This is a genomic window from Arthrobacter sp. 10T416, assembly GCF_056394165.1.
In genome coordinates, this window is sequence record NZ_JBFTHI010000008.1 from 127134 (window position 1) to 149710 (window position 22577).

The window sequence follows — 22577 nt, forward strand, 5'->3', positions numbered from 1 at the left end:
CGGTGCGGCCCACGGACCCGGCGGGGCCGGCGTGCGGGGCCGGCGCGTGGCTAGTGGTACTGGCCGTACTGTCCGTACCCCGGCCGCCGCCGGCTCAGGAGCAGGGCCGCGATGACGCCGCCCGCCGCGCCGCCCAGGTGCGCCTGCCACGAGACGTACCCCGCCACGCTCGGGAGCACACCGATGAGGATGCCGCCGTAGGCGAGGAAAAGCATCACGGAGAGCAGGATCTGCCACCAGTTCCGGTTGAAGAACCCGCGTACCAGCAGGAAGGCGAACAGCCCGAAGACCAGCCCCGAGGCCCCGACGGTGACGTTGAACCCGCCGATCAGCCACACCACAGCCCCGGACCCCAGCCAGCTGGACGCCAGGGCCGTGGCGAAGACCCGGAGCCCGGACAGGAACACCAGGAACCCGAAGATGATCAACGGCAGGGTGTTGGAGAGCAGGTGGGCGAGGTTGGCGTGCAGCAGCGGAAACGTCAGGATGTCCAGGAGCCCGTCGACCGAGCGCGGCCGCAGCCCGAAGACGGCGTTCAGCGAGTGCATCATCAGGGTGTTGATGAACTCGATCGCGTAGAGCAGGAGCACGAATGAGCCCATCACCAGCAGGCCCGCACGGGCCCGGCCGGCGGGAGTGTCGCGCTGCCCCGCCCTGGACGCTTCGAGCACGGCGGGTTCCTAGTGCACCACGATCGGCTGGAAGCCCTCGGCCCGGAGCGCCGCGAGGACCTGCTCGCAGTGTTCGTGGCCCTTGGTTTCCAGGTTCACGGTGATGGAAACATCGCCCATGCTGATGGATCCGCCCACGCGGGTGTGGTCCAGGCCGGTGACGTTGGCGTCGTTTTCGGCGATGATCCGGGCGATGGTCGCAAGCGAACCGGGGCGGTCGTCCAGCATCATCCGTACCGTCATGTAGCGGCCGGCCGCGGACAGGCCGCGCTGGATGACTTTGAGCATCAGCATCGGGTCGATGTTGCCGCCGGAGAGCACGATCGCGGTGTTGCCCGGGTTCTCGATCTTGCCCTCCATCAGGGCGGCGACCCCGACGGCGCCGGCCGGCTCCACCACCATTTTGGCGCGTTCGAGGAGGAAGATCAGGGCCCGGGCCAGGGCGTCCTCGCTGACGGTGACGACGTCGTCGACGAGTTCGCGGATGATGCTGAAGGGCAGCTGGCCCGGCCGGCCCACCGCGATGCCGTCGGCCATGGTCGAGACGCGCTTGAGCGGCACCAGGGCGTCCGCGGCGAGCGAGGGCGGGTAGGCTGCGGCGTTTTCGGCCTGCACGCCGATGATCCGAATGTTACGGCCGAGCTCCTTGGCCCGGGCCTTCACGGCGACAGCGACGCCGGCGAGCAGCCCGCCGCCGCCGACACCCATCAGGATGGTGTCCACGTTGGGAAGCTGCTCAAGGATTTCCAGGCCTACCGTGCCCTGGCCGGCCACGACGTCGACGTCGTCGAAGGGGTGCACAAAAACGGCCCCCGATTCGTCGGCGTACCGTTTGGCCTCGGCCAGGGCCTCGTCGACGTTGTGGCCGTGGAGGACCACCTCGGCTCCGTGACTGCGGGTGGCCGCCAGCTTGGGCAGGGCCACGCCGAGGGGCATGTAGATGCGCGCCTTGATGCCGAGGGCCTTGGCCGCGACGGCCACCCCTTGGGCGTGGTTGCCGGCGGAGGCCGCGACCACGCCGCGCTTCTTCTCCTCGGCGGAGAGCTTGGCCATCCGGACGTAGGCGCCACGGACCTTGAAGGAGCCGGCGCGCTGCAGGTTCTCACACTTGAAGTAGACGTCGCCGCCGGCGATGCCGCCCAGCGCCCGGGAGGATTCCACCGGGGTCCGCATAATAATCCCGTCGAGCAGCTTCTGCGCCTCCAGGACATCGTCCAGCGTGACGGGCAGGCTCTCGAGGGTATTCACGAACTAGTCTCCTTTGGGGGTTCCGGCGTCGGCGCCAGGGAAGCGGACCTCCCTGAAGCCCGGGTCCATGCCGGCGCCGGCAAGCACAGGGACTCCCGGCGGGCTCGCGGCTGCCAGCTCTCCATCATGTTCCCACGTTCTGCCTGCAATGTACCGAACTGCCGAGTTTGCTACGGCGAGGATCGGCACGGAGAACAGGGCACCCGGAATTCCCGCCAGGTACGACCCGGCGGCCACGGACAGGATGACCGCCACCGGGTGCAGGGAGACGGCCTTGCCCATGACCAGGGGCTGCAGGATGTGGCTCTCGAGCTGCTGGACCAGGAGCACGATGCCCAGCATGATCAAGGCGTTGACCACGCCGTTGGCCACTAGGGCCAGCAGCACGGCGATCGCGCCGGTGACCAGGGCGCCCACCACGGGAATGAACGAGCCGATGAACACGAGCACACCCAGGGGCAGCGCCAGCGGAACACCGATGATCGCGGCTCCGGCGCCGATTCCGACGGCGTCCACGAAGGCCACGAACAGCTGGATCCGGGTGTAGCTGACCATGGACGTCCAGCCGCGCCGGCCGGCACCGTTGACCGCGGGGCGTGCCTTCCGCGGCATCAACCGGACCAGGAACCGCCAGATCCGTTCGCCTTCAAGCAGGAAGAAGATGGTGACAAACAGGGCGATCAGGAGGCCGGCGGCGAAGTGGCCGGCGGTACTGCCGAAGGTCAGCGCCCCGCTGAGGATGCTGCTGCTGTTGTTTTGCAGCGCGGAGGTGGCTTCCTTGATGTAGGTGTCGATCTGGGCGGCGGTCAGGTGCAGCGGACCCTCGGCCAGCCAGGTCTGGACCTGCTGCACGCCGGTCAGTGCCTGCCCCCAGAGTTCGCCGAACCCGGCGGTCAGCTGGCGGCCGACCAGGGCGAGGGCCCCGGCGATCAGTCCGATGAAACCGAGCAGCGTGACGGCCACGGCGGCACCGTTGGGCAGCCGGTGCCGGCGCAGCCAGCGGGTGATGGGGCTGAGCAGGCCGGCCAGCAGGGCCGCGACCATCACGGGGATGATCAGGAAGCTGATTTTGCTCAGGAGCCAGATGAGTCCCCCGGTGACGAGCAGGATGAGCCCCACCCGCCACGCCCACGACGCCGCGATGCGCACCCCGTAGGGAATGTCTTCGTCCAGTTCCCGGTCGCTGCGGACCCGTGTGCGGGCGGCGGCCGGCGTACCGGCCGGGGCGTGGCCCGCGTCGCCGGCGTGCACGGATCCGCCGGCCGGCGCAGGTCCGGTCGGTTCGGCGGCGGCAGGAGCGGAGAGCCCGGGGGCTGCGTACCCCGGGGGTTCGGTTGCGGATTGGCGGGTGGCGTCCTCGGCTGGCGTCATAGCCCCATAATTCCTCAGTGTGGCGCCCAAAGGAAACGGGCCGGCCGCCGTGGCCGCGGCCGGTTAGCTCCCCAGGTCCGCGGTGATGCCCCAGCTTATGGAGAAGGACTCGCCCGCAGGCAGCCAGCGCAGGCCGTCACCGCTGTTGAAGGCGTTGGCCGGACCGGTCATCGGTTCGATGGCGACGGCCTTGGTCCGGCCGGGGAACTGGTCGGTGACGAACACATGGACGTAGCCGCAGTTCCCGTCCTGCCAAAGGCTCACGCTGCGGCCGTCGTCGGAACGCAGGGTGCTGCGGGCAGCACCGCCGTCGACGTCCAGATCCGTGTAGGCGCAGTCCAGGTCAAGCTCGCCGGCGAGCCGCCCGGCCCGGAGGTCGAAGTCGCCGCCGACGGGCTCCGCGCCGCGCGGAATCAGCCGCTCGTCCGTGACCAGCCGGGTGCGGCCGCTGACCGTCAGTTTCAGCTGCTCGGTGGGAACGTCGCCGAGCCGCAGGTAGGGGTGGGCGCCGAGCACAAACGGGGCCGGCTCCGTCGAGTCGTTGACCAGCGTCTGCCGGACGGTGAGCCCCAGGGCCTCGTCCAGCCCGTACTCCACCCGGTGGCGGAGCAGGAACGGGTAGCCGTGCTGCGGGAACACCGCCGCCTCGAGCGTCACCGAGAATTCGGCCTCGTCCACCAGTTCGTAGGCGGTGTTCCGCAGCAGCCCGTGGCTGGCGTTGTTCCGCGACACCTCGGTGATGTCCAGCTGCTGCTTTTTGCCGTTCAGGTGCCAGACGCCGTCCTCCACCCTGTTCGCCCACGGCGCCAGGGTGATGCCGGTGGCGCCGGGGGCAATGTCGTCGTCGCCGTAGGTTTCGGTCAGGTGGATCCCGGCCCGGCTGTAGAGCCGCAGGCCGGCGGCGAGTTCGGTGACCACGGCCAGGGCATCGCCGCGGCGCAGTTCGTACTGCCGGCCGCTGGCGTAGCGCCGGACTGTGTCGTCGGGCCCGGGTGCGGGAGGTGTCGCTGTGAGATCCATGGTGACCACCGTACAGACCGGCCGGCAACCCGTATACCGTGGGTCCATGACTTCGAGCAGCGCAGGCACCCGGCCATGACCCCGACCGGGGACAGCAGTGGCCTCGCCGCCAGGTTCGAAGAGGTCTTCGGGACCGCTCCCGACGGCGTCTGGCAGGCTCCCGGCCGGGTCAACCTGATCGGCGAACACACGGATTACAACGAGGGGTTTGTCCTGCCCTTCGCCATTGACCGGGCCGCCCGCGTAGCTGTCCGGGTGCGCCCCGACTCCGCGGTCCGGATGCTGTCAACGTTCGGCAATCAGGGGCTGACGACGGCGGACACCGCCGCCCTGGATCCCGCCACCGCCAGGGGCTGGACCAAGTACCCGCTCGGCCTGCTCTGGGCCCTCCAGCAGCAGGGGCTCGAGGTCCCGGGCCTGGATCTGCTGCTGGATTCGGATGTGCCGCGCGGCGCCGGGTTGTCCTCGTCCCACGCGATCGAATGCGCCGTCGTCCTGGCCGTCAACGAACTCACCGCCGCCGGGCTGGGCATCGAGGACATGGTGCTGGCGACGCAGCGCGCCGAAAACGACTTCGTCGGTGCACCCACCGGGATCATGGACCAGTCCGCCTCGCTCCGCGGCGCTGCCGGCAACGCGGTGTTCCTCGACTGCCGCGACCAGAGTGCGCGCCTGGTGCCGTTCGACGCCGGGGCAGCCGGCCTGGTGCTCCTGGTCATCGACACCAAGGTGTCGCACTCCCACGCGGCCGGCGGCTACGCGGACCGGCGGGCGTCCTGCGAACTGGGCGCCGACGTCCTGGGTGTCCAGGCGCTGCGGGATGTCCGGCTGGAGGACCTGGAGGAGGCCGCCGGGCTGCTCGACGCGGAGACGTTCCGCCGGGTCCGGCATGTGGTGACCGAGAACCAGCGGGTGCAGCGGACCGTGGAACTGCTCGAGGGCGCCGGCCCGCAGGCGGTTGGCCCCCTGCTGGACGCCTCCCATGCCTCGATGCGGGACGATTTCGAGATCTCCTGCCCGGAACTGGACCTTGCCGTGGAAGCCGCCCGCGCCGGTGGGGCGCTGGGCGCCCGGATGACCGGCGGCGGCTTCGGCGGCGCCGCGATCGCGCTGATTCCGGCGGCCGCTGAGCAGGCGGTACGCGACGGCGTCGGCCGGGCCTTCGCCGCTGCAGGGTTCGCCGCTCCCGAGATTTTCCCCGTCCACCCGGCCGCGGGTGCCCTGCGGCTGGCCTAAACCCCGGGGCGCGTTCCGGTTCCTGTCGGGCGGGGCCGGGCCGGGCGTAGGCTGGGCGCATGCCCGACGCCGTGATTGTAGCCACCGCCCGCAGCCCCATCGGCCGGGCCTTCAAAGGGTCCCTGAAAGATGAACGGCCCGACGACCTCGCCGCCGCCATGGTCACCGCCGCCCTCGCGCAACTGCCCGGCTTCGACCCGCGCGATCCCGTCCGGGGCCTCGATGACCTTTATCTGGGCTGTGCCGAACCCAGCGGCGAAGCCGGGTCCAACATGGCCCGGGTGGTCAGCATCCTGGCCGGCCTGGACGACGTTCCGGCCGCCACCATCAACCGTTTCTGCGCCTCCAGCCTGCAGACCCTGCGGATGGCGTTCCATGCCATCCGTTCCGGTGAAGGCAACGCGTTCGTGGCCGCCGGGGTGGAGTCGGTGTCCCGGTACCCTGCCTGGACCGGGGCCGGAGAGACCGACGCCGGCACGCACAATCCGTTGTTCGACGCCGCCGCGAAGCGCACCGCGGCCCGGGCCGCGTCCAACACCCCCTGGACCGACCCGCGCCTGGGCGGCCGGATGCCGGACATCTACATCTCCATGGGCCAGACCGCGGAGAACGTCGCCACCAGCTACGGCATCAGCCGCGCCGAGCAGGACGCCTGGGCCGTGCAGAGCCAGCACCGGGCCGAAGCCGCAATCGCCGCCGGGTTCTTCGCCCGCGAAATCACGCCCTACACCCGCAAGGACGGCACCGTGCTGGACCGGGACGACTCCCCGCGCGCCGGCGTCACCTTGGACGGCGTGGCCGCCCTCCAGCCGGTGTTCCGCAGCGAGGGGACAGTGACGGCCGGGAACGCCTGCCCCCTTAACGACGGCGCCGCCGCCGTCGTGGTGATGAGCGATGCCCGCGCCGCCGAACTGGGGCTGGAACCGCTGGCCCGGATCGTCTCCACCGGGGTCAGCGCCCTCTCCCCCGAGCTCATGGGCATGGGGCCGGTCGAGTCCACCCGGCGGGCGCTGGCCCTCGCCGGGCTCACCATCGGCGACATCGACCTCGTCGAGCTCAACGAGGCCTTCGCGGTCCAGGTGGTTGCGAGCGCCCGGGAACTGGGCATCGATCCCGGCAGGCTCAACGTGCACGGCGGAGCCATCGCCCTGGGACACCCCTTCGGCATGACGGGCGCCCGGATGACCACCACCCTGCTCAACGGGCTGCGCGAGCGCGACGGCACCCTGGGCCTGGCCACTCTCTGCGTGGGCGGCGGGCAGGGGATGGCGGTCATCCTCGAACGGCTCCGCTAGGTCCCCCGGCCCACGGCACATGGCGCGGCCGGCCCTTGTGCCGGCACGCACAAAAGCCGGCACGCACAAAAGCGGGTCCGGCCATCCGGCGGGACCCGCTTCCGTTTAGTCGCTATGGCGCGTAGTCGCTGTGGTGCGCCCGCGGCTAGTCGTCGCCGCGGAGGATCGCCAGCAGGCGGATGATCTCGACGTAGAGCCAGACGAGGGTCACCGTCAGGCCGAAGGCCGCGGTCCACGAGAAGCGCTGCGGGGCGCCGCTGCGGACGCCGGCTTCAATGCTGGTGAAGTCCATGATCAGGGAGAACGCGGCCAGGCCGATCGCCAGCAGGCCGATGAAGACGCCCAGCGGGATCCCGAAGATCTCGACCGACGTCCGGAGGCCGAACGGGCTCTGCACGGCACCGGTCCACATCATCACCATGTTGATCAGGGCGAAGACGGCATACCCGATCAAGGCGATCATAAAGAAGCGCATGGCCTTCGGGGTGGCCCGGACCTTGCCGCTCTTGAACAGCACCAGGGTTACGGCGAAGACCGAGAGGGTGCCGATGACCGCCTGCAGGCCCACACCCGGGAACATCCCGTCGAGGATCCGGGTCAGGCCGCCGAGGAACAGGCCCTCAAGCGCGGCGTAGGCCAGGATCAGCGCCGGTGACGGCTGCTTCTTGAAGGTGTTGACCATGGCCAGGACAAAGCCGCCCAGGGCGCCGACGATCATCAGCATGGAGGCCAGGCCCGGCGCCACGACGAGGGTGACGGCGGCACCGGCGATGACGGCCGCGAGGCAGGCTGCGGTCTTCATAATGACGTCGTCGAAGGTCATGCGGCCGCTGTCGGCCGGGCCGGCGGCCGGACGGTTGTACATGTCCTGCAGCTGCTCGTTGCTCATCGCCTGCTGCGCCGGGTTATAGCCCGCCTGGGTCTGGCCGTAGCCCTGCGGCTGGCCGTAGCCCTGCGGCTGGCTGTAGCCCTGGCCGTACTGGCCCTGGCCGTAACCGTTCTGGCCATAGCCCTGCCCGTACGGTGCATGCGGGGCAGGCGGCGCCTGGGTGGCTCCACGGAAATTCTTTCCGTTGAAGATCGGGTTTCCGCCAAGTGCCATTGCTGGTGTCCTCCAAATAAAGGGGGTTAGTGATGATCGGTGGTGGTGATCGTTACGACTCACGCTACCAATTCCCACGCCCGGTGGGCCGGGATAGTTCCCCGGGGCCGCCGCCGCAACCCAACCGTGACCTGCCCCGGCTGGAATTCCCGCGCCCGTCGGGGTCCGCCGCCGGTCAATGTTTAGGAATCCTCGTACTCAACAAAAGTTTTCTTTAGTTTGGCTAAACCGCGTTCACTCTCCGGCTACACGGTTGTTATCCGATCGCGACGTTCGCCCTGCTCGCAGCGGCATTACCCACCCCATCAGGGCTGTAACATTGGCCCAACAGGGTGACGAGGGTCACAGGCATTACCGCTCCACCGCATCGCACTATCCGCTCCACCCTTCGTCCCCTGACCGTTCGCAGCGGTTGCAACGGCGCAACCCAGACCACCCCCACGTGGAGGTTTTCATTTTGAGTAGCAATCCGAGAGGCCTGTCGCTGAGACGACGCGGCAGAATGCTGAAAGCTGTGGGGGCCATTTTCGCCGCCGTAGCCGCCCTTCTGCTGATCGTCGCCCCGGCTTCCCAGGCCGCGACCCCCTCGCCGACACCATCCCCGTCGAGCACCTCGTTCCAAAACAGCATCAGCGGCTTCCTGCGCGGCGATGACCGCGCCCCGATCGCCAATGTCACCATTACCGCCAAGAGCGGAGACTTCACCGGAACGACCAAATCGGGTCCCAACGGTTCCTGGAATATCGGCGTCCCCACGCAGGGAACGTACGAGGTCGAACTGGACGTCAAAACCCTCCCCCAGGGCATCAAGCTCGCCGATGGCCAGGAAAACCCCCGCAAGGTCAGCTTTAGCCAGACCTCCAACCTGTCGGTGATCTTCGCCTTCGGCAAGGGCATCGTGGTTCAGGGCGAGGACTTCGGCCAGAACCTGATCAACCGCCTCGTGGCGGGCCTGAGCTTCGGGCTGCTGCTCGCACTCGCGTCGGTGGGGCTGTCGCTGATCTTCGGCACCACCGGCCTGACCAACTTCGCCCACGGCGAGATGGTCACTCTGGGCGCGGTGCTGGTCTTCGGGTTCAACGCCATGAACCTGCCCTTCTGGCTCTCGATCATCCTCGCGCTCCTCGGCGGCGGCCTCTTCGGCTACGTCCAGGACGCCGGGCTGTGGCGGCCGCTGCGGCGCCGCGGTACCGGCCTGGTCCCGATGATGATTGTCAGCATCGGCCTCGCCCTCGCCGTCCGCTATGTCATCCAGTTCTACTTCGGCGGCGCCACCCAGCAACTGCCCTTCGCGCAGAGCGCGGAAATCCAGATCGGGCCGGTCTCCATCTCGCCGAACAACCTCTGGTCCCTGCTCATCAGCGTCGTGGTGATCGCGGCCCTCGGCGTCGTCCTCCTCAAGACCCGGCTGGGCAAGGCAACCCGTGCGGTGGCCGACAACCCCGCGCTGGCAGCAGCCTCGGGCATCGACGTCGACGGGGTCATCCGGATCGTCTGGGTCACCGGCGGCATGCTCGCCTCCCTCGGCGGCATCCTTTGGGCGTACTACCGGCCCGGCGTCACCTTCGACATGGGCTCGCAGATCCTGCTGCTGATCTTCGCCGGCGTCACGCTCGGCGGCCTCGGCACAGTATGGGGCGCCTTGTTCGGATCCATCATTGTCGGCATCTTCGTGGAGCTGACCACCGTGTTCGGCCTCGCCGCCGACCTTAAGTACGTGGGAGCACTGTTCATTATGATCGTTGTCCTCTTGTTCCGGCCTCAGGGCATCCTGGGCCGCCGCGAGCGCGTGGGTTAGGAGACAGACATGGACTTCGGATTTATTCTTTCCAGCGCTGCCGGTGAATTGTTCAGTCCGACGACGGCGGCGTACGCGCTTGCCGCGCTCGGTCTGGCCGTCCACTTCGGCTACTCGGGCCTGCTGAACTTCGGCCAGGCCGGCTTTATGGCGGTGGGAGCCTACGGCTTCGCCATCTCCACCCTGACGTTCCACGTGCCGTTCTTCGTGGGCCTGCTGATCGCCGTCGTCTGCTCGGCGATCTTTGCCCTGCTGCTCGGCATCCCCACCCTCCGGCTGCGGGCCGACTACCTCGCCATTGTGACGATCGCGGCCGCGGAAATTGTCCGCTACATCGTCACCACCAACCAGCTCACCTCGGTGACCGGCTCGGCCAACGGCCTGGCCGCCTTCGAGGGCGACTTCTACGCCATGAACCCGTTCCCCGAGGGGTCCTACTTCGGCATGAACAACCGCGACTTCTTCATCCGCGTGGTTGGCTGGGCCCTGGTGATCGTGTGCTGCCTGCTCGTCTGGCTCCTCATGCGCAGCCCCTGGGGCCGCGTCCTGAAGGGCATCCGCGAGGACGAGAACGCGGTCCGCTCGCTCGGCAAAAACGTCTACTCCTACAAAATGCAGGCCCTCGTCATCGGCGGCGTCCTGGGCGCCCTCGCCGGCATGGTCTTCACGCTCCCCCGCGGCGCGGTGCAGCCGGCCAACTACGGCACGGAACTGACGTTCTTCCTCTACACCTGCCTGCTGCTTGGCGGCCTCGGCACGGTGCTGGGCCCGGTGGTCGGCGCCATGATCTTCTGGGTGGTCCTCTCACTAACCCAGGGCGTGCTCTACGGCCTGATCGAATCGGGCGCCGTCACCTGGCTGAACACGGTCCAGGCCGGCCAGCTGCGTTACATCCTGGTGGGCATCGCACTGATGCTGCTGATGATCTTCCGGCCCCAGGGCGTCTTCGGCAATAAGAAGGAGCTGGCATTCGCATGAGCACGCACAGCGAAGAACCCAAGGCCGGTGCCGGGACGCCCGGCACCGCCGAAACTGTCGACTACATGACGGACACGCGTCCAATCGCCGTGGGCGAGACCGCCCCCGGCTGCAAGAAGCGCGATCCGATCCTGGTGGCCGAGGACGTCACCCGGAGCTTCGGCGGCATCAACGCCGTCGACGTCCAGTACCTAGAGATCCCTCGGCACAAGATCACGGCCCTGATCGGCCCCAACGGCGCCGGCAAAACCACGCTGTTCAACCTGCTGACGGGCTTCGATACACCGAACACGGGCAAATGGCAGTTCGAGGGCAACAGCCTGGCCGGTGTTTCCTCCTACAAGGTGGCACGGATGGGCATGGTCCGTACGTTCCAGCTCACCAAGGTCATGGGCAAGCTCACGGTCATGGAGAACATGCGCCTGGGCGCGTCCCAGCAGTCCGGCGAGAAGCTCTCCAAGGCCCTGTTCAAGGGAATCTGGGGCGGCCAGGAAAAGAAAATCACCGAAGAAGCCAACGTGCTGCTTGAGAAGTTCAAGCTCGACGCCAAGAAGGACGACTACGCTGCCTCGCTCTCGGGCGGCCAGCGCAAACTCCTTGAGATGGCGCGTTCGCTGATGGTGCGCCCGAAGCTCGTCATGCTGGACGAGCCGATGGCAGGCGTCAACCCGGCGCTGACCCAGTCCCTGCTGGACCACATCAAGAACCTCAAGGCCGAGGGCATGACCGTCTTGTTCGTCGAGCACGACATGCACATGGTCCGCCACATCGCCGACTGGGTGGTGGTCATGGCCGAGGGTAAGATCGTGGCCGAGGGCCCGCCCGGGGAAGTCATGAAGAACCCGGCCGTGATTGACGCCTACCTGGGCGCCCACCACGACGTCGATCTCGGCGCCAGCGAAGGGATCAAGGAGCTCGCGGCCGAACTGGAGGCCGACGAGGAATCCATCGTCGGCACCGAGAACGCCGGCATCATCTCCTCGGACGTGCTCAAGACCGAGGCGGCCGCTCCGGACACCGCTAACGGTACGGTGCACGGCCGGCGTAGCGCCATTGAGCCGGACAGCACCGAGCCCCACCGGACAGAGAAGGACACAGAATGAGCGCCACCAGCGCGGCCCCCGCCGCGAAGAATGCCTACGACGGCGATTCGGTCGTCAAAGTCACCGACCTGGTGGCCGGCTACATTCCGGGTGTCAATATCCTCAACGGCTGCAGCATCGAGGCCCGCAAGGGTGAGCTGATCGGCATCATCGGGCCCAACGGCGCCGGCAAGTCGACCCTGCTGAAGGCCATGTTCGGCCTGGTCAAGGTCCACTCCGGTTCCGTGGTGGTCCGCGGCCAGGACATCACCGGGCTGAAGGCCAACAAGCTGGTCAGCCGGGGCGTTGGCTTCGTCCCGCAGACCAACAACGTGTTCGCGGCCCTGACCATCGAAGAGAACCTCCAGATGGGCATGTTCCAGCGGCCCAAGGACTTCGCCGAGCGCTTCGACTTCGTTGCGGAGCTGTTCCCGGAACTGGCGAAACGGCGGGCCCAGCGCGCCGGCTCGCTCTCCGGCGGCGAACGCCAGATGGTCGCCATGGGCCGGGCCCTGATGATGGACCCGGCGGTGCTCCTGCTCGACGAGCCCTCAGCCGGCCTCTCCCCCGTCAAGCAGGATGAGACCTTCCTGCGGGTGCACGAGATCAACCGGGCCGGCGTCTCTGTGATCATGGTCGAGCAGAACGCACGCCGCTGCCTGCAGATCTGCGACCGCGGCTACGTCCTGGACCAGGGCAAGGACGCGTACACCGGCACGGGCCGGGAACTGATGAAGGATCCCAAGGTCATCCAGCTGTACCTGGGTACGTTGGCCGACACGGTCGACTAGGCCCAGCCAGCCCCTCCGAAGGGCCGTCACCAGCCGGTGGCGGCCCTTCTGCGTGCCCGGCGCGTGTGCGGTGTCCGCCTCCGGGTGAGGACTCCGGGCGCCTCCGCAGCCGCTTGCTCGGCGCCTGCGCTCGTGCCTCCCCGGCGGCCCCTCCCCTCGCAAGCTCGGGCAGGGAACCCTGCCGCCGTGGGCCCAACGCAACAACGGCGCTTTCGCAAGCGCCAGCCTCCGTCGCCCTCAGCTTTTCGCACCAGTTCCGGAGCGGCGCACCTCAGATCTGCGCAGCCCTCGTCCGATTCCGTAGCGCTTTTCCGGGGTTGGACACTCCTTGGAGCGGCGAAAGCTTGTTGTACGTGACGGAGGGGTCGACCACTGCGCTGACATGTAGAGCTCCCCTGGACGCAAAAGACCCCCGTCCGGCCGGACGGGGGTCTTTTGTGTGTCTGGGGAATGCGGCTTAGAGCTTGCCGAATTCTTCCTTGACGGGCTTGTAGCTGTTGTCATCCTGGTACTCGTAGATGCCGATGTAGGCCTCCGTCGGGTCACCGGCGTCGGAGAACGTTACGGGGCCGGACTGGCCGTCGTAGTCGATGTCCTTGCCGTTGCGGAGCAGGGTGACGCAGGTGGGGAAGCTGTTGCACTTCTCGCCGCCCTCGGAGACATCCTTGAGGTGCTTGGCGATGTCTACGCCCTTGGTGCTCTTGGCTTCCTCAGCCGCGAGTGCGATCAGGTTCACGGCGTCGTAGGACTCGCCTGCGTAGCTGTAATCCTTGAGCGCGGGATCGATGGCGAGCAGCTTCTTCTTGAAGTCATCCTTGGCGAAGGTGCCCGGGATGGTGCCCTGGGCGCCCTTCAGGGTGCCTGCCTTGAAGTCCTTGCTGTAGTCGGACATGTTGCCGTCCACCATAAAGATCTGGGTGGGCTTGACGCCCTTGCCCGTCATCAGCGGGACGATGCTCTTGGCCTGGTCGAAGGTGATCAGGGCGATGGCATCCGGCTTGGCCGCGAGGACCTTGTCCACCTGGCTGCTGAACTGCGAGTCACCCTCGTTGAACAGCTCTTCCGCGACAACCTTGCCGCCGGCGGACTCCACTGCCGACTTCACGTTCTTGGCCAGGCCGGTTCCGTAAGCGTCGTTCAGTACGATCATGCCAACGGTCTGGGCGCCACAGGTCGCCATGTAGTTGCCCAGCACCTTGCCCTGCAGGACATCCGAGGGAGCGGTGCGCCAGTAGAGGCCCTTGTCGTCCCAGGTGGTGAAGTCAGGCGAGGTGTTGGCCGGGGAGAACTGGACAACGCCCGCGCCCGTGATCTGGTTGATCACGGTCTTGGAGACACCCGAGGAGGCGGCACCGACGATGGCGCTTACGCCCTGGCCGAGCAGCGCGGTGGTGGACTGGGTCGCAATGTCGGTCTTGGTATCGCCGGAGTCGCGGTGGATAACCTGGACCGGCTTGCCGAGCACGCCACCGGCGTCGTTAACTTCCTTGATGCCAAGGTTCACACCGGCAATTTCGGGCGGGCCGAGGAAGGCCAGGGAGCCCGTGGTCGGCAGCAGCGAGCCGATCTTCAGCGGGGTGTCCGTGGTGGTCGTGGACGCGGGTACGGAACCTGCCGCGGCGGCCGAGCTGGTGGCTCCGCCGGTTGCGCTCGGGGCCGGGCATGCGATGCCGGCGGCCTGCGCGGAGGACGAACCGCTGGACGACGGCGTGGACGAACCGCCACAAGCCGTAGCCAGAAGGGCGACGCCGATACTAAGCGCTGTGAGCTTAGCAATGCGCGGCGCCACCTGGGGGAGTGAAGTCATAGAGAAATCTCCTCGATCTAAAGGTGCGAACGGCCTTTGATGCGAAAGATCAGGTGTTCCTGATTTAGATTCAAGCTAATGCAAATTCGGCCTGAACATAAGTGACTAGGGTCACATCCTTATAACACTCGTTGCATAGAGGAAATCAGTCACCTCGAAAGCGGCGGGATCAGCCCGCCCATGTGTGCCCCAGGTGGGACTCGAACCCACAACACGCGGATTTTAAGTCCGCTGCCTCTGCCAATTGGGCTACTGGGGCGCCCGGTCAATGGTATCCCGCCGGCGCGTTCCTACGACGCGGCGGCCGGCACGTCGAACGGCGCCGCGTACTGGAACGTTCCGTCGGCGCCGCCCTGCCAGAGGGCCAGCGGCAGCAGCTGGAAGAGTTCGCCCCACGCCGGGTCCGGTGCCTGCACCCCCAGGGACGTGGAAGGGACGAAGCCGAAGCGGGCGTAGTACTCAGGGCTGCCCAGCAGCGCGATGCCCCGCTCCCCCGCAGCGTTGGCCCGGTCAATGGTCTCCTTCATCAGCGCTGAGCCGATTCCGTGCCGCTGGAGCCGCGGGGTTACGCCGATCGGCCCGAGGCCCAGCAGGTCCAGGTCCCCCGCCCGGCCCCGGGTGCTGATGACGTGTCCTACGATCTCGCCGTCGAGTTCGGCCACAATGCTGAACTCCGGCAGGTATTCATTGCACTCGAACAGCCGCCGCAGCAGGTCCACTTCCTCCGGATCCCCCTCCACTGCCAGCCCGGTGGCCGGCGAGATGGCGAAGGCCGCCGCAGCGAGGTCCAGAAGCGCGGGACGGTCCGCCGGTACTTCGCCGCGCAGCACCAGGGTGGGGGCCGGGGGCGTCTGCCCGCTGTTTGCGGCGCGGCCCTCGGCGGAGAGCTCATGCAGGACTTCGAGGGCGCGCTGGGCGTCCGGCACGGGGACCAGCAGGTGGTCGTGGTGGAACCCGGCCAGCACGTTGCAGCTGATTTTGGCCTCCGTCAGAGCAGTGCTGACGGCCGCCGTCAGGCCAATCGCCTCCAGCGCGGAATGCACCTGGAGGGTTATCCAGGCGGCAACGAAGTCGTAGTCCAGGCCCAGGGCGTCGGCGTCGGCCCGCGGCAGCACCACCGTCAGGCCCTCGGCCTCGCGGACAGCCGCGGCCACGTGGCCGGCCAGGGGTTTGCCGTGCGGCCAGAGCGCGTAGACGTACTCGCCCTCACGGATCACCGGCCGCATGGTCGCCAGCAGGGTGTTGAGGTCCGTCTCAGCGGGATTCATGGGCCCAGTCTAGGCGGGGCGGGCAGCCCGGCGGCCAATCCGGTCTTCACGCGGACGGACTCCAACGACGACGGCGGCCGCTCCCCCGGAAGGGAACGGCCGCCGTCGTCGGACTGCTGCGGACTACTTGGAGTCAGCCACCACAGTTTCCTTGGCAGGTGCCTCGGCCGGCTTGTCGGCCGCCGGTGCGGCGGGGGCAGCGGCAGGCTTGGGGGCCGGCGTCGCTGCGGCCACGAAGGCGCCGCGCGGGTTGTCGAGGTCCATCAGCTGGGTGGTGTCGCGGCCCAGGAAGAGAGCCCAGAACCAACCGGAGATGACGCGGATCTTGCGCTCGACCGTGGGCATCGCCAGGCCGTGGTAGCCGCGGTGCGCGAGCCAGGCCAGCGGGCCCTTGAGGCCGATGCGGCCGATGATGTTGATGTTGGCAACGCCCTTCCATTCGCCGAAGCCGGCGACGGCGCCCAGGTTCTTGTGCTTGTAGTCCTTGAGCTCCTTGTCCCAGCGGGAGGCCCACAGGTTCTTGGCAAGGCGCTTGGCCTGGCGCAGCGCGTGCTGGGCGTTCGGGACGCAGGTGCCGTCCGGCAGGCCGCTGCCCGTGAGGTCCGGGACAGCCGCGATGTCGCCGGCAGCCCAGGCGTTCTCCACGATGCCCTCGTCGCCGGAGATGCGGAGGTCCGGGAGGACGCGGACGCGGCCGCGGGGCTCCAGCGGGAAATCGGTGGAACGGACCATGGGGTTGGCCTGCACACCGGCAGTCCAGACCAGGGTGTCCGATTCGAATTCCTGGGCCGGGGTCTTGTCCGGCAGGTTGATGAGCTTCAGCGAGCCCTCGGCGTTGTCCAGCGAGGTGTTGAGCAGAACCTCGATGCCGCGGCTGCGCAGGTGCTCGACGACCCACTCGGCCTGCTTGGCCGTGACCTCGGGCATAATGCGGCCCATGGCCTCGACCAGGACGAAGCGGACTTCCTCCTGCTTGACGCGCGGGTTGTTCTTGACCGCGGCGCGGGCGAGGTCTTCCATTTCGGTGATGCACTCGATGCCGGCGAAGCCGCCGCCGACGACGACGAACGTCAGAGCGCGGGCGCGTTCGGCCGGGTCGGTCATGAGCGAGCCGGTCTCGATGCGCTCCAGGACGCTGTTGCGCAGGGCGACAGCTTCCTCGATGGTCTTCAGGCCGATGCCCTTGTCCGCCAGGCCCTTGATCGGGAAGGTGCGGGTGATCGCACCGGCGGCGAGGACGACGTCGAAGTAGGGGATCTCGAAGTTTTCGGTGCCGTCCGACGGCGCCACGACGGCCGTGCGGTTGACGTGGTCGATCGAGGTGACGCGGCCCTGGATCAGTTCGGTCTGCTTGAGGTGCTGGCGGTGCGAGACCACAGCGTGACGCGCCTCGATGTTGCCGCCGGCCACTTCCGGCAGGAACGGCTGGTAAGTCATGTAAGGCAGCGGATCAACGAGGGTGACGATGCCACCGGCATTCGCGATCTTTTTCTGCAGTTTGAGGGCTACGTACAGGCCGACGTACCCGCCGCCGACGACGAGTACCCTGGGACGGTCCTGGAGCTGAAGGGTGGATGCCATGCCACAAGGATACCGTAGTTTGTGAAAAACTTCACTAACTACCCGGAGTGCTACGCTCCGCGGAATCCGGGGTTGCCGGTGCGTCATCGGGCCCGGCTGCGTGGCCTGTATCCGGACCGGCCGGCGGACCCGCCTCGGGTCCGGGCTCCGGTTCGGGCTCCGGCCCGGCGCCTGGTTCGAGCCTCTCCCCTGCACCCGTCACAGCCGTGGAGCCGCGGACCGCGCGCCGCAGCTGGATGGCGGCCGCCGCGATGATGCAGACAATGAGCCCGCCGAAGCCAAGCACCACCATGGCCGGGACGGCGCTGTCGGCCGGTGAGGGTGCCTCCGCGGCGGGGACGGTCGCGTCGGGCAGGGTCGGCGCGGCGCTGGAGGGTGTGGGCGCGGGGGCGGGCGCGCTGTGCACCGGGTTGCCCCGCCGGTGCACCCGGATCCAGTCCGAGATCGACCCCAGCGGGTTCACGCTGGTTTCCGCGACGTCGGCCTTCAACGCCGCCTCCGCGTTCAGCACACCGAAGCCGTACAGCGGGTCCTTGCCCGGCGCCCCGGCGTCCTTGGCCGTGGTGACGATCCGGTTGATGACCTGGCTGGCGGACATCTCCGGCCATTTGGAACGGATCAGGGCGGCGACGCCGGCCACGATGGGGGTAGCGCCGGAGGTGCCCGCCCATTCGGCGTAGCCGCCGCCGGGGAGGCCGCCCACCAGGGTTTCGGCCGGCGCGGCGACGCCGATGCTGATGCCCTGGGAGGAGGAGTCGACGCTGGCCACGCCCTTGCGGTTCAGGCCGGCCACGGTCAGGACGCCGGGGATGGTGGCGGGTGCGCCCACCTGGATGTTGCCGCCCACCCGGTTGCCGGCCGCGGCCACGATGACGACGTCTTTCTGTTCGGCGTAGAGGAACGCCGCGTCCCAGCTTTGCGGCCACTCCGGGGAGGTGCTGCCGAGGGAAATATTGATGACGCGGGCGCCGTTGTCCACCGCCCAGCGGACCGCCTCAGGAATCTGGTCCTGGTCGCTCTTCCCGCCCGGGTTCTCCGAGCCGAGCCAGGTGGAGACAGAGAGGATCTGGGCCTCCGGGGCAACCCCCACAATCCCGTCGGGGCCGACCCCCGGCTTCGCAGAGGGCTTCGCGGTGGACTTGGCCGGCTGGTGGCCGCGGCCGGCAAGCATGGTCGCCACCAGGGTTCCGTGCTCGGGTTTGGCCCCGATGCTCTTGCGTCCGTCCGCGGCGCCGGCCCCGGACACGTCCGTGCCGCCGGTCAGGACGCCCTTGAGGTCGGGGTGGTTGCCGTCCACGCCGCTGTCTATGACGGCGACCTTGACGTTCGCCCCCTTGGACACTTCCCAGGCCTTTTTGATTCCGGACTCGGCCAGCCAGTATTCCTTGTCCCGGGTGGAGTCGGCCTGGGCTGCCGGTGCCGCCGAGAGGGCGCCCGCGGCGCTCCCGCCGGCGAGGGCGAGGGCCAGCAATGCGGAGGCGGTCCGGCGGCGCCGGGCTGTTGCTCTGGTCATTCGGGTCCAATCGGCGGGTTGGCTGCGGGCGGGGTTCCGCGCATGGCAGTCGGCGGGGCCGCGGGGCGGCACGGCACCAGCTGGTGCATCCGGCATGGTGGCGTTGCCGGGCCGGCACGGTGCTAGCTGATGCTCAGGGCGATTCCGTCCAGAATATCGTGTTCGCTGGTCACCGCTGTGGTGATCCGCTGGCCGGTGGCATCCGCCATCCGGTCCAGGATCCGCCGCCAGACCAGTCCGCCGGCGCCGATGACGTCCACCCGGCCGGGGTGCATGTACGGCAGGGCGGCCCGGTCCTCGCGGGACATTTCGAGCAGCGAGGTGCACGCTTGGCGGACGGTGTCCAGGTCCAGTTCGGTGCCGTGGATGGCGGCCGGCGAGTATTCCGGCAGCTTCAGCGCGTGCGCAGTGATGGTCGTGACAGAGCCGGCGACGCCGATCACTGCCGTGGCGCGCTCCAACGGCACCGTGAGGGCTGCGTGGCTGATGGCGGCGTCGACGTCGGCCTCGGCTGCGGCTATCTGCTCCGCAGTGGGCGGGTCGTCCTGGAGGTGCCGTTCGGTCATCCTGACGCAGCCGACGTCGACGGACCGGGCGGCGATGACGCCGTCGGCGTCGCCGAGGACGAACTCGGTGCTGCCGCCGCCGAGGTCTACCACCAGGACCGGGTCCTTGCCCCGGGAGGGCAGCACACTGCTGGCGCCGGCAAAGGACAGCGCGGCTTCCTCGTCGCCGGTGATCACTTCGGGCTCGACGCCGAGGAGCTCACGGACGCCGTCGATGAAGACCTGGCGGTTCCTGGCATCCCTGGTGGCGGAGGTCGCCACAAAACGCACCTTCCCGGCACCATGGTGCCGGATCAGCTCGGCGTAGTCGCGGGTGGCCTCGAGGGTCCGGTCCAGCGCGTCCTGGGCGAATTCGCCGGTGGCGTCGACGCCCTGGCCCAGCCGCACCACACGCATTTCCCGCACGACGTCGGCGAGCCTGGGCATCGCGCCGTCTGCCGCCACATCGGCGATGAGCAGGCGGATGGAGTTGGTGCCGCAATCGATCGCGGCGACCCGGCTCACTGCCCGGCTCCGGCGTCGTCCGCGGTGCCGTCAGCGGTGCGGGATTTGCGGACCGGGGCGGGCCGGCCCACGATCTCCGGGAGGCCCTGCGGCCCGTGCCGGCTCAGGTCCTGTGACGGGGCTTCACCGCCGGTGTCCCACGCGCCGTCGCAGTAGCAGCGGTCACGGGTCCACCATTCGCTGATGCCCTCGAGGGTCTCGTCGCCGAGGGGGTTGACGCCCGGGCCGGCCGCGAGCGAGTGGCCCACCAGCACGTGCAGGCATTTGACCCGGGTGGGCATACCGCCGGCGGAGATCCCGTCGATCTCCAGGACGGCGCCGATGCCGGACCGTGCGCCGATGCCGGCGCGGGCCTCGAGGTAGGCCTCGTGGGCGGCCCGGTAGTCCGCTGCCAGCGACCCGTCGGCTCCGAGCCGGTCGTTCATCTCGTTCATCAGCCCGGCAGCTTCCAGCCGGGATACGGCCGAGGTGATGACCGGGTGGGTCAGGTAGAACGTGGTGGGGAAAGGCGTCCCGTTGCTCAACCGCGGCGAGGTGGCCGCGACGAGGGGGTTGCCGCACACACAGCGGGCCGGGATCTCCACGACGTCGCGCACCGGGCGTCCGAGCTGCCGGCTCAGGACGTCAAGGTCCCGTGCCGAGGGCCGGCGGGCATCGTCCGGCGCCGGGGTCGCGTGATCGGGGGGCGTTGGGGCGGCGTTCCCTTGCCGGGAATCGTCCACTCGGTTCTCGTCCACTGGTGCGGCACCTTCCTGCCCTGTTGGAATCACCTGGCTGTGGTGATCCGGCGGCGGGCGCCGCCCTAGTCTGTGGCCGACCGCCTGATGGAGTCCCAGAGGGAATCCACCCAGGGCAGATTGGCGGGGTCGCCGGCTGATCCTGCCGCGGCGCCCGAACCGGACGTCGTGACGGGTAAATCGCTGCCGTAAACCCAGTAGCCGGTTTCACCGGGCATAACCATGTTAATGCGGTCGCGGGCCTGCTGCTTCACGTAGTTGGGGTCCTGCCAGCGGGAGACCTGCCGTTTGAGGTCCGCCTGCTTGTTCTCCTCCGCCGAGATGTCCGCCTGCAGCGCGGCGATTTCGGCGCGTTTTTCGAGGAAGATCCGCACTGTGGGAGCCAGCATGATGGTGATGGCAATCATGACAACACCCAGGGCGAGCAGGCGCCCGGAGAAGGCCTTGGCCGGTACGGGGTCCGCGCCGTCCGTTGGGACGGACTGGCCGGATTTTGCGGCAGCAGGTTTGGCGGCGGCTTTGGCGGACCCGGTCTTTGGGTGGCCTGTCCCCGGCGTTGCGGCGGCCCCTGCCGCGCCCCGGGTGCCGGCACTCGCGGGTGCCGACGGCGGTGCGGCGGGAGGAGGGGTTGCGGTGTGGTGGCCGGGGGCGCGGCCGGCGGATTCGCTGCCGTGCCGCGAGCCGCCGAAATCGGCACGGATGACGTCGGCGCCGTCGTCGGCCCCCCGGCTGGTAGCCGTAGACTTCGGGGCCGCAGCAGCGGCCCGGGGAACTTTGGGACGGCGGGTTGCCATGTCACTCCTTCAACGCAGGCCAAAAACAGAACCGGTGGCCATGGTCTTTCAACCATAGCCACCGGTTACCGGTTTTCGCGGGTACTAGCCCTTGAAACGCGGGAAGGCGCTGCGGCCCGCGTAGCGTGCGGCGTCGTCGAGTTCCTCTTCGATGCGCAGCAGCTGGTTGTACTTGGCGACGCGCTCGGAGCGTGCCGGGGCACCGGTCTTGATCTGGCCCGCGTTGGTGGCAACGGCGATGTCAGCAATGGTGGTGTCCTCGGTTTCGCCGGAGCGGTGCGAGGTGATGGTCGTGTACCCGGCGCGCTGGGCGAGGGACACGGCGTCGAGCGTCTCGGTCAGGGAACCGATCTGGTTGACCTTGACCAGCAGCGAGTTGGCGGTGCTCGAGTCGATGCCGGTCTGCAGGCGCTCCGGGTTGGTGACGAAGAGGTCATCGCCCACGATCTGGACCTTGTCGCCGATCGAGTCGGTGAGGGCCTTCCAGCCTTCCCAGTCGTTCTCGTCCAGCGGGTCCTCGATGGAGACCAGTGGGTAGTCGGCCACCAGTTCGGCGTAGTAGGCGCTCATGTCGGCGGAGCTGAGGGTCTTGCCTTCGAACTGGTAGCCGCCGTCCTTGAAGAACTCGGAGGAGGCGACGTCGAGGGCCAGGGCAATGTCCTTGCCCGGGGTGTAACCGGCGTTCTTGATGGCTTCCTGGATCAGATCCAGGGCGGCGCGGTTGGACGGCAGATTCGGCGCGAAGCCGCCCTCGTCGCCGAGGCCGGTGGCCAGGCCCTTGGACTGCAGCACGGCCTTGAGTGCGTGGTAGACCTCAACGCCCCAGCGCAGGCCTTCGGAGAAGGTCTCGGCGCCGAGCGGAACCACCATGAATTCCTGGATGTCGACGTCGGAGTCCGCGTGGGAGCCGCCGTTGAGGATGTTCATCAGCGGCACGGGCAGGACGTGGGCGTTCGGTCCGCCCAGGTACTTGTAGAGCGGCAGGTCGGCGGAGGCGGCCGCGGCGTTGGCGACGGCCAGGGACACTCCGAGGATGGCGTTGGCGCCCAGCTTGCTCTTGTTGGCGGTGCCGTCCAGGTCGATCATGGCCTGGTCGATGCTGCGCTGGTCGGTGGCGTCGAAGCCGATCAGGGCCGGGGCGATCTGGTCGATGACCGCGTCAACGGCCTTCTGCACGCCCTTGCCGAGGTAACGGCCCTTGTCGCCGTCGCGGAG

19 protein-coding genes and 1 tRNA gene are annotated in these 22577 nt (G+C 68.5%); 6 read left to right on the forward strand and 14 right to left on the reverse strand.

Annotation, left to right across the window (positions count from 1 at the left end; genetic code table 11):
• Positions 1 to 50 precede the first annotated feature (50 nt).
• From AC1DBE_RS10550 to AC1DBE_RS10565, 4 genes are all read right to left on the reverse strand, one after another.
• Positions 51 to 602, reverse strand: coding sequence for a rhomboid family intramembrane serine protease (locus tag AC1DBE_RS10550; RefSeq protein ID WP_476970487.1), 552 nt, complete (start codon positions 600 to 602; stop codon positions 51 to 53).
• 78 nt (positions 603 to 680) lie between these two features.
• The gene (gene ilvA / locus AC1DBE_RS10555) at positions 681 to 1919 is read right to left on the reverse strand and encodes a threonine ammonia-lyase (RefSeq protein ID WP_476903663.1); all 1239 of its coding nucleotides are present in this window, start codon (positions 1917 to 1919) and stop codon (positions 681 to 683) included.
• A 3-nt stretch (positions 1920 to 1922) separates the two neighbouring features.
• Complete coding sequence (locus tag AC1DBE_RS10560; RefSeq protein ID WP_476970467.1) at positions 1923 to 3290, reverse strand: AI-2E family transporter; 1368 nt, start codon at positions 3288 to 3290, stop codon at positions 1923 to 1925.
• 63 nt (positions 3291 to 3353) lie between these two features.
• Positions 3354 to 4310: an aldose 1-epimerase family protein gene (locus AC1DBE_RS10565; RefSeq protein WP_476970468.1), complete on the reverse strand. Its 957-nt coding sequence runs from the start codon at positions 4308 to 4310 to the stop codon at positions 3354 to 3356.
• Between the two features lie 75 nt (positions 4311 to 4385).
• Here AC1DBE_RS10565 and galK point away from each other — a divergent pair, with 75 nt between their 5' ends.
• Positions 4386 to 5546, forward strand: a complete 1161-nt coding sequence (gene galK / locus AC1DBE_RS10570) for a galactokinase (protein WP_476970469.1) — start codon at positions 4386 to 4388, stop codon at positions 5544 to 5546.
• A gap of 59 nt (positions 5547 to 5605) precedes the next feature.
• On the forward strand, positions 5606 to 6841 hold the full coding sequence (locus AC1DBE_RS10575; protein WP_476970470.1) for an acetyl-CoA C-acetyltransferase: 1236 nt from the start codon (positions 5606 to 5608) through the stop codon (positions 6839 to 6841).
• Between the two features lie 145 nt (positions 6842 to 6986).
• Here AC1DBE_RS10575 and AC1DBE_RS10580 read toward each other — a convergent pair whose 3' ends face one another.
• The gene (locus tag AC1DBE_RS10580) at positions 6987 to 7943 is read right to left on the reverse strand and encodes a Bax inhibitor-1/YccA family protein (RefSeq protein ID WP_476970471.1); all 957 of its coding nucleotides are present in this window, start codon (positions 7941 to 7943) and stop codon (positions 6987 to 6989) included.
• Between the two features lie 502 nt (positions 7944 to 8445).
• Here AC1DBE_RS10580 and AC1DBE_RS10585 point away from each other — a divergent pair.
• From AC1DBE_RS10585 to AC1DBE_RS10600, 4 genes are read left to right on the forward strand one after another with little or no spacing between them, the layout of a single operon-like run.
• Complete coding sequence (locus AC1DBE_RS10585; RefSeq protein ID WP_476970472.1) at positions 8446 to 9741, forward strand: branched-chain amino acid ABC transporter permease; 1296 nt, start codon at positions 8446 to 8448, stop codon at positions 9739 to 9741.
• 9 nt (positions 9742 to 9750) lie between these two features.
• Positions 9751 to 10719 (forward strand): branched-chain amino acid ABC transporter permease, encoded by a 969-nt coding sequence (locus AC1DBE_RS10590; RefSeq protein WP_441418496.1) that lies wholly within the window; start codon positions 9751 to 9753, stop codon positions 10717 to 10719.
• Positions 10716 to 11822: an ABC transporter ATP-binding protein gene (locus tag AC1DBE_RS10595; protein WP_476970473.1), complete on the forward strand. Its 1107-nt coding sequence runs from the start codon at positions 10716 to 10718 to the stop codon at positions 11820 to 11822. The genes AC1DBE_RS10590 and AC1DBE_RS10595 overlap by 4 nt, the downstream gene beginning before the upstream one ends.
• A complete protein-coding gene (locus tag AC1DBE_RS10600) occupies positions 11819 to 12592 on the forward strand; it encodes an ABC transporter ATP-binding protein (protein ID WP_476877993.1) in 774 nt (257 codons plus the stop codon). The genes AC1DBE_RS10595 and AC1DBE_RS10600 overlap by 4 nt, the downstream gene beginning before the upstream one ends.
• 457 nt (positions 12593 to 13049) lie before the next feature.
• Here the strand turns inward: AC1DBE_RS10600 and AC1DBE_RS10605 are convergent, their stop codons facing one another.
• The 9 genes from AC1DBE_RS10605 to eno all read right to left on the reverse strand — a co-directional run.
• The gene (locus AC1DBE_RS10605; RefSeq protein WP_476970474.1) at positions 13050 to 14399 is read right to left on the reverse strand and encodes an ABC transporter substrate-binding protein; all 1350 of its coding nucleotides are present in this window, start codon (positions 14397 to 14399) and stop codon (positions 13050 to 13052) included.
• A gap of 185 nt (positions 14400 to 14584) precedes the next feature.
• A tRNA-Leu gene (locus AC1DBE_RS10610) sits at positions 14585 to 14658 on the reverse strand.
• A gap of 31 nt (positions 14659 to 14689) precedes the next feature.
• Positions 14690 to 15667, reverse strand: coding sequence for an N-acetyltransferase (locus AC1DBE_RS10615; RefSeq protein ID WP_476970475.1), 978 nt, complete (start codon positions 15665 to 15667; stop codon positions 14690 to 14692).
• A 123-nt stretch (positions 15668 to 15790) separates the two neighbouring features.
• Entirely contained in the window at positions 15791 to 17248 is a 1458-nt protein-coding gene (locus AC1DBE_RS10620) for an NAD(P)/FAD-dependent oxidoreductase (RefSeq protein WP_476903659.1), read from the reverse strand.
• A gap of 34 nt (positions 17249 to 17282) precedes the next feature.
• The gene (locus tag AC1DBE_RS10625) at positions 17283 to 18761 is read right to left on the reverse strand and encodes a S8 family serine peptidase (RefSeq protein WP_476970476.1); all 1479 of its coding nucleotides are present in this window, start codon (positions 18759 to 18761) and stop codon (positions 17283 to 17285) included.
• Between the two features lie 122 nt (positions 18762 to 18883).
• The gene (locus tag AC1DBE_RS10630; protein WP_476970477.1) at positions 18884 to 19831 is read right to left on the reverse strand and encodes a Ppx/GppA phosphatase family protein; all 948 of its coding nucleotides are present in this window, start codon (positions 19829 to 19831) and stop codon (positions 18884 to 18886) included.
• A complete protein-coding gene (locus tag AC1DBE_RS10635) occupies positions 19828 to 20451 on the reverse strand; it encodes a DUF501 domain-containing protein (RefSeq protein ID WP_476970488.1) in 624 nt (207 codons plus the stop codon). The genes AC1DBE_RS10630 and AC1DBE_RS10635 overlap by 4 nt, the downstream gene beginning before the upstream one ends.
• A gap of 182 nt (positions 20452 to 20633) precedes the next feature.
• Positions 20634 to 21362, reverse strand: coding sequence for an FtsB family cell division protein (locus AC1DBE_RS10640; protein WP_476970478.1), 729 nt, complete (start codon positions 21360 to 21362; stop codon positions 20634 to 20636).
• An 84-nt stretch (positions 21363 to 21446) separates the two neighbouring features.
• Positions 21447 to 22577: phosphopyruvate hydratase (gene eno, locus AC1DBE_RS10645; RefSeq protein WP_476970479.1), on the reverse strand; the 1131-nt coding region annotated here is incomplete at its 5' end.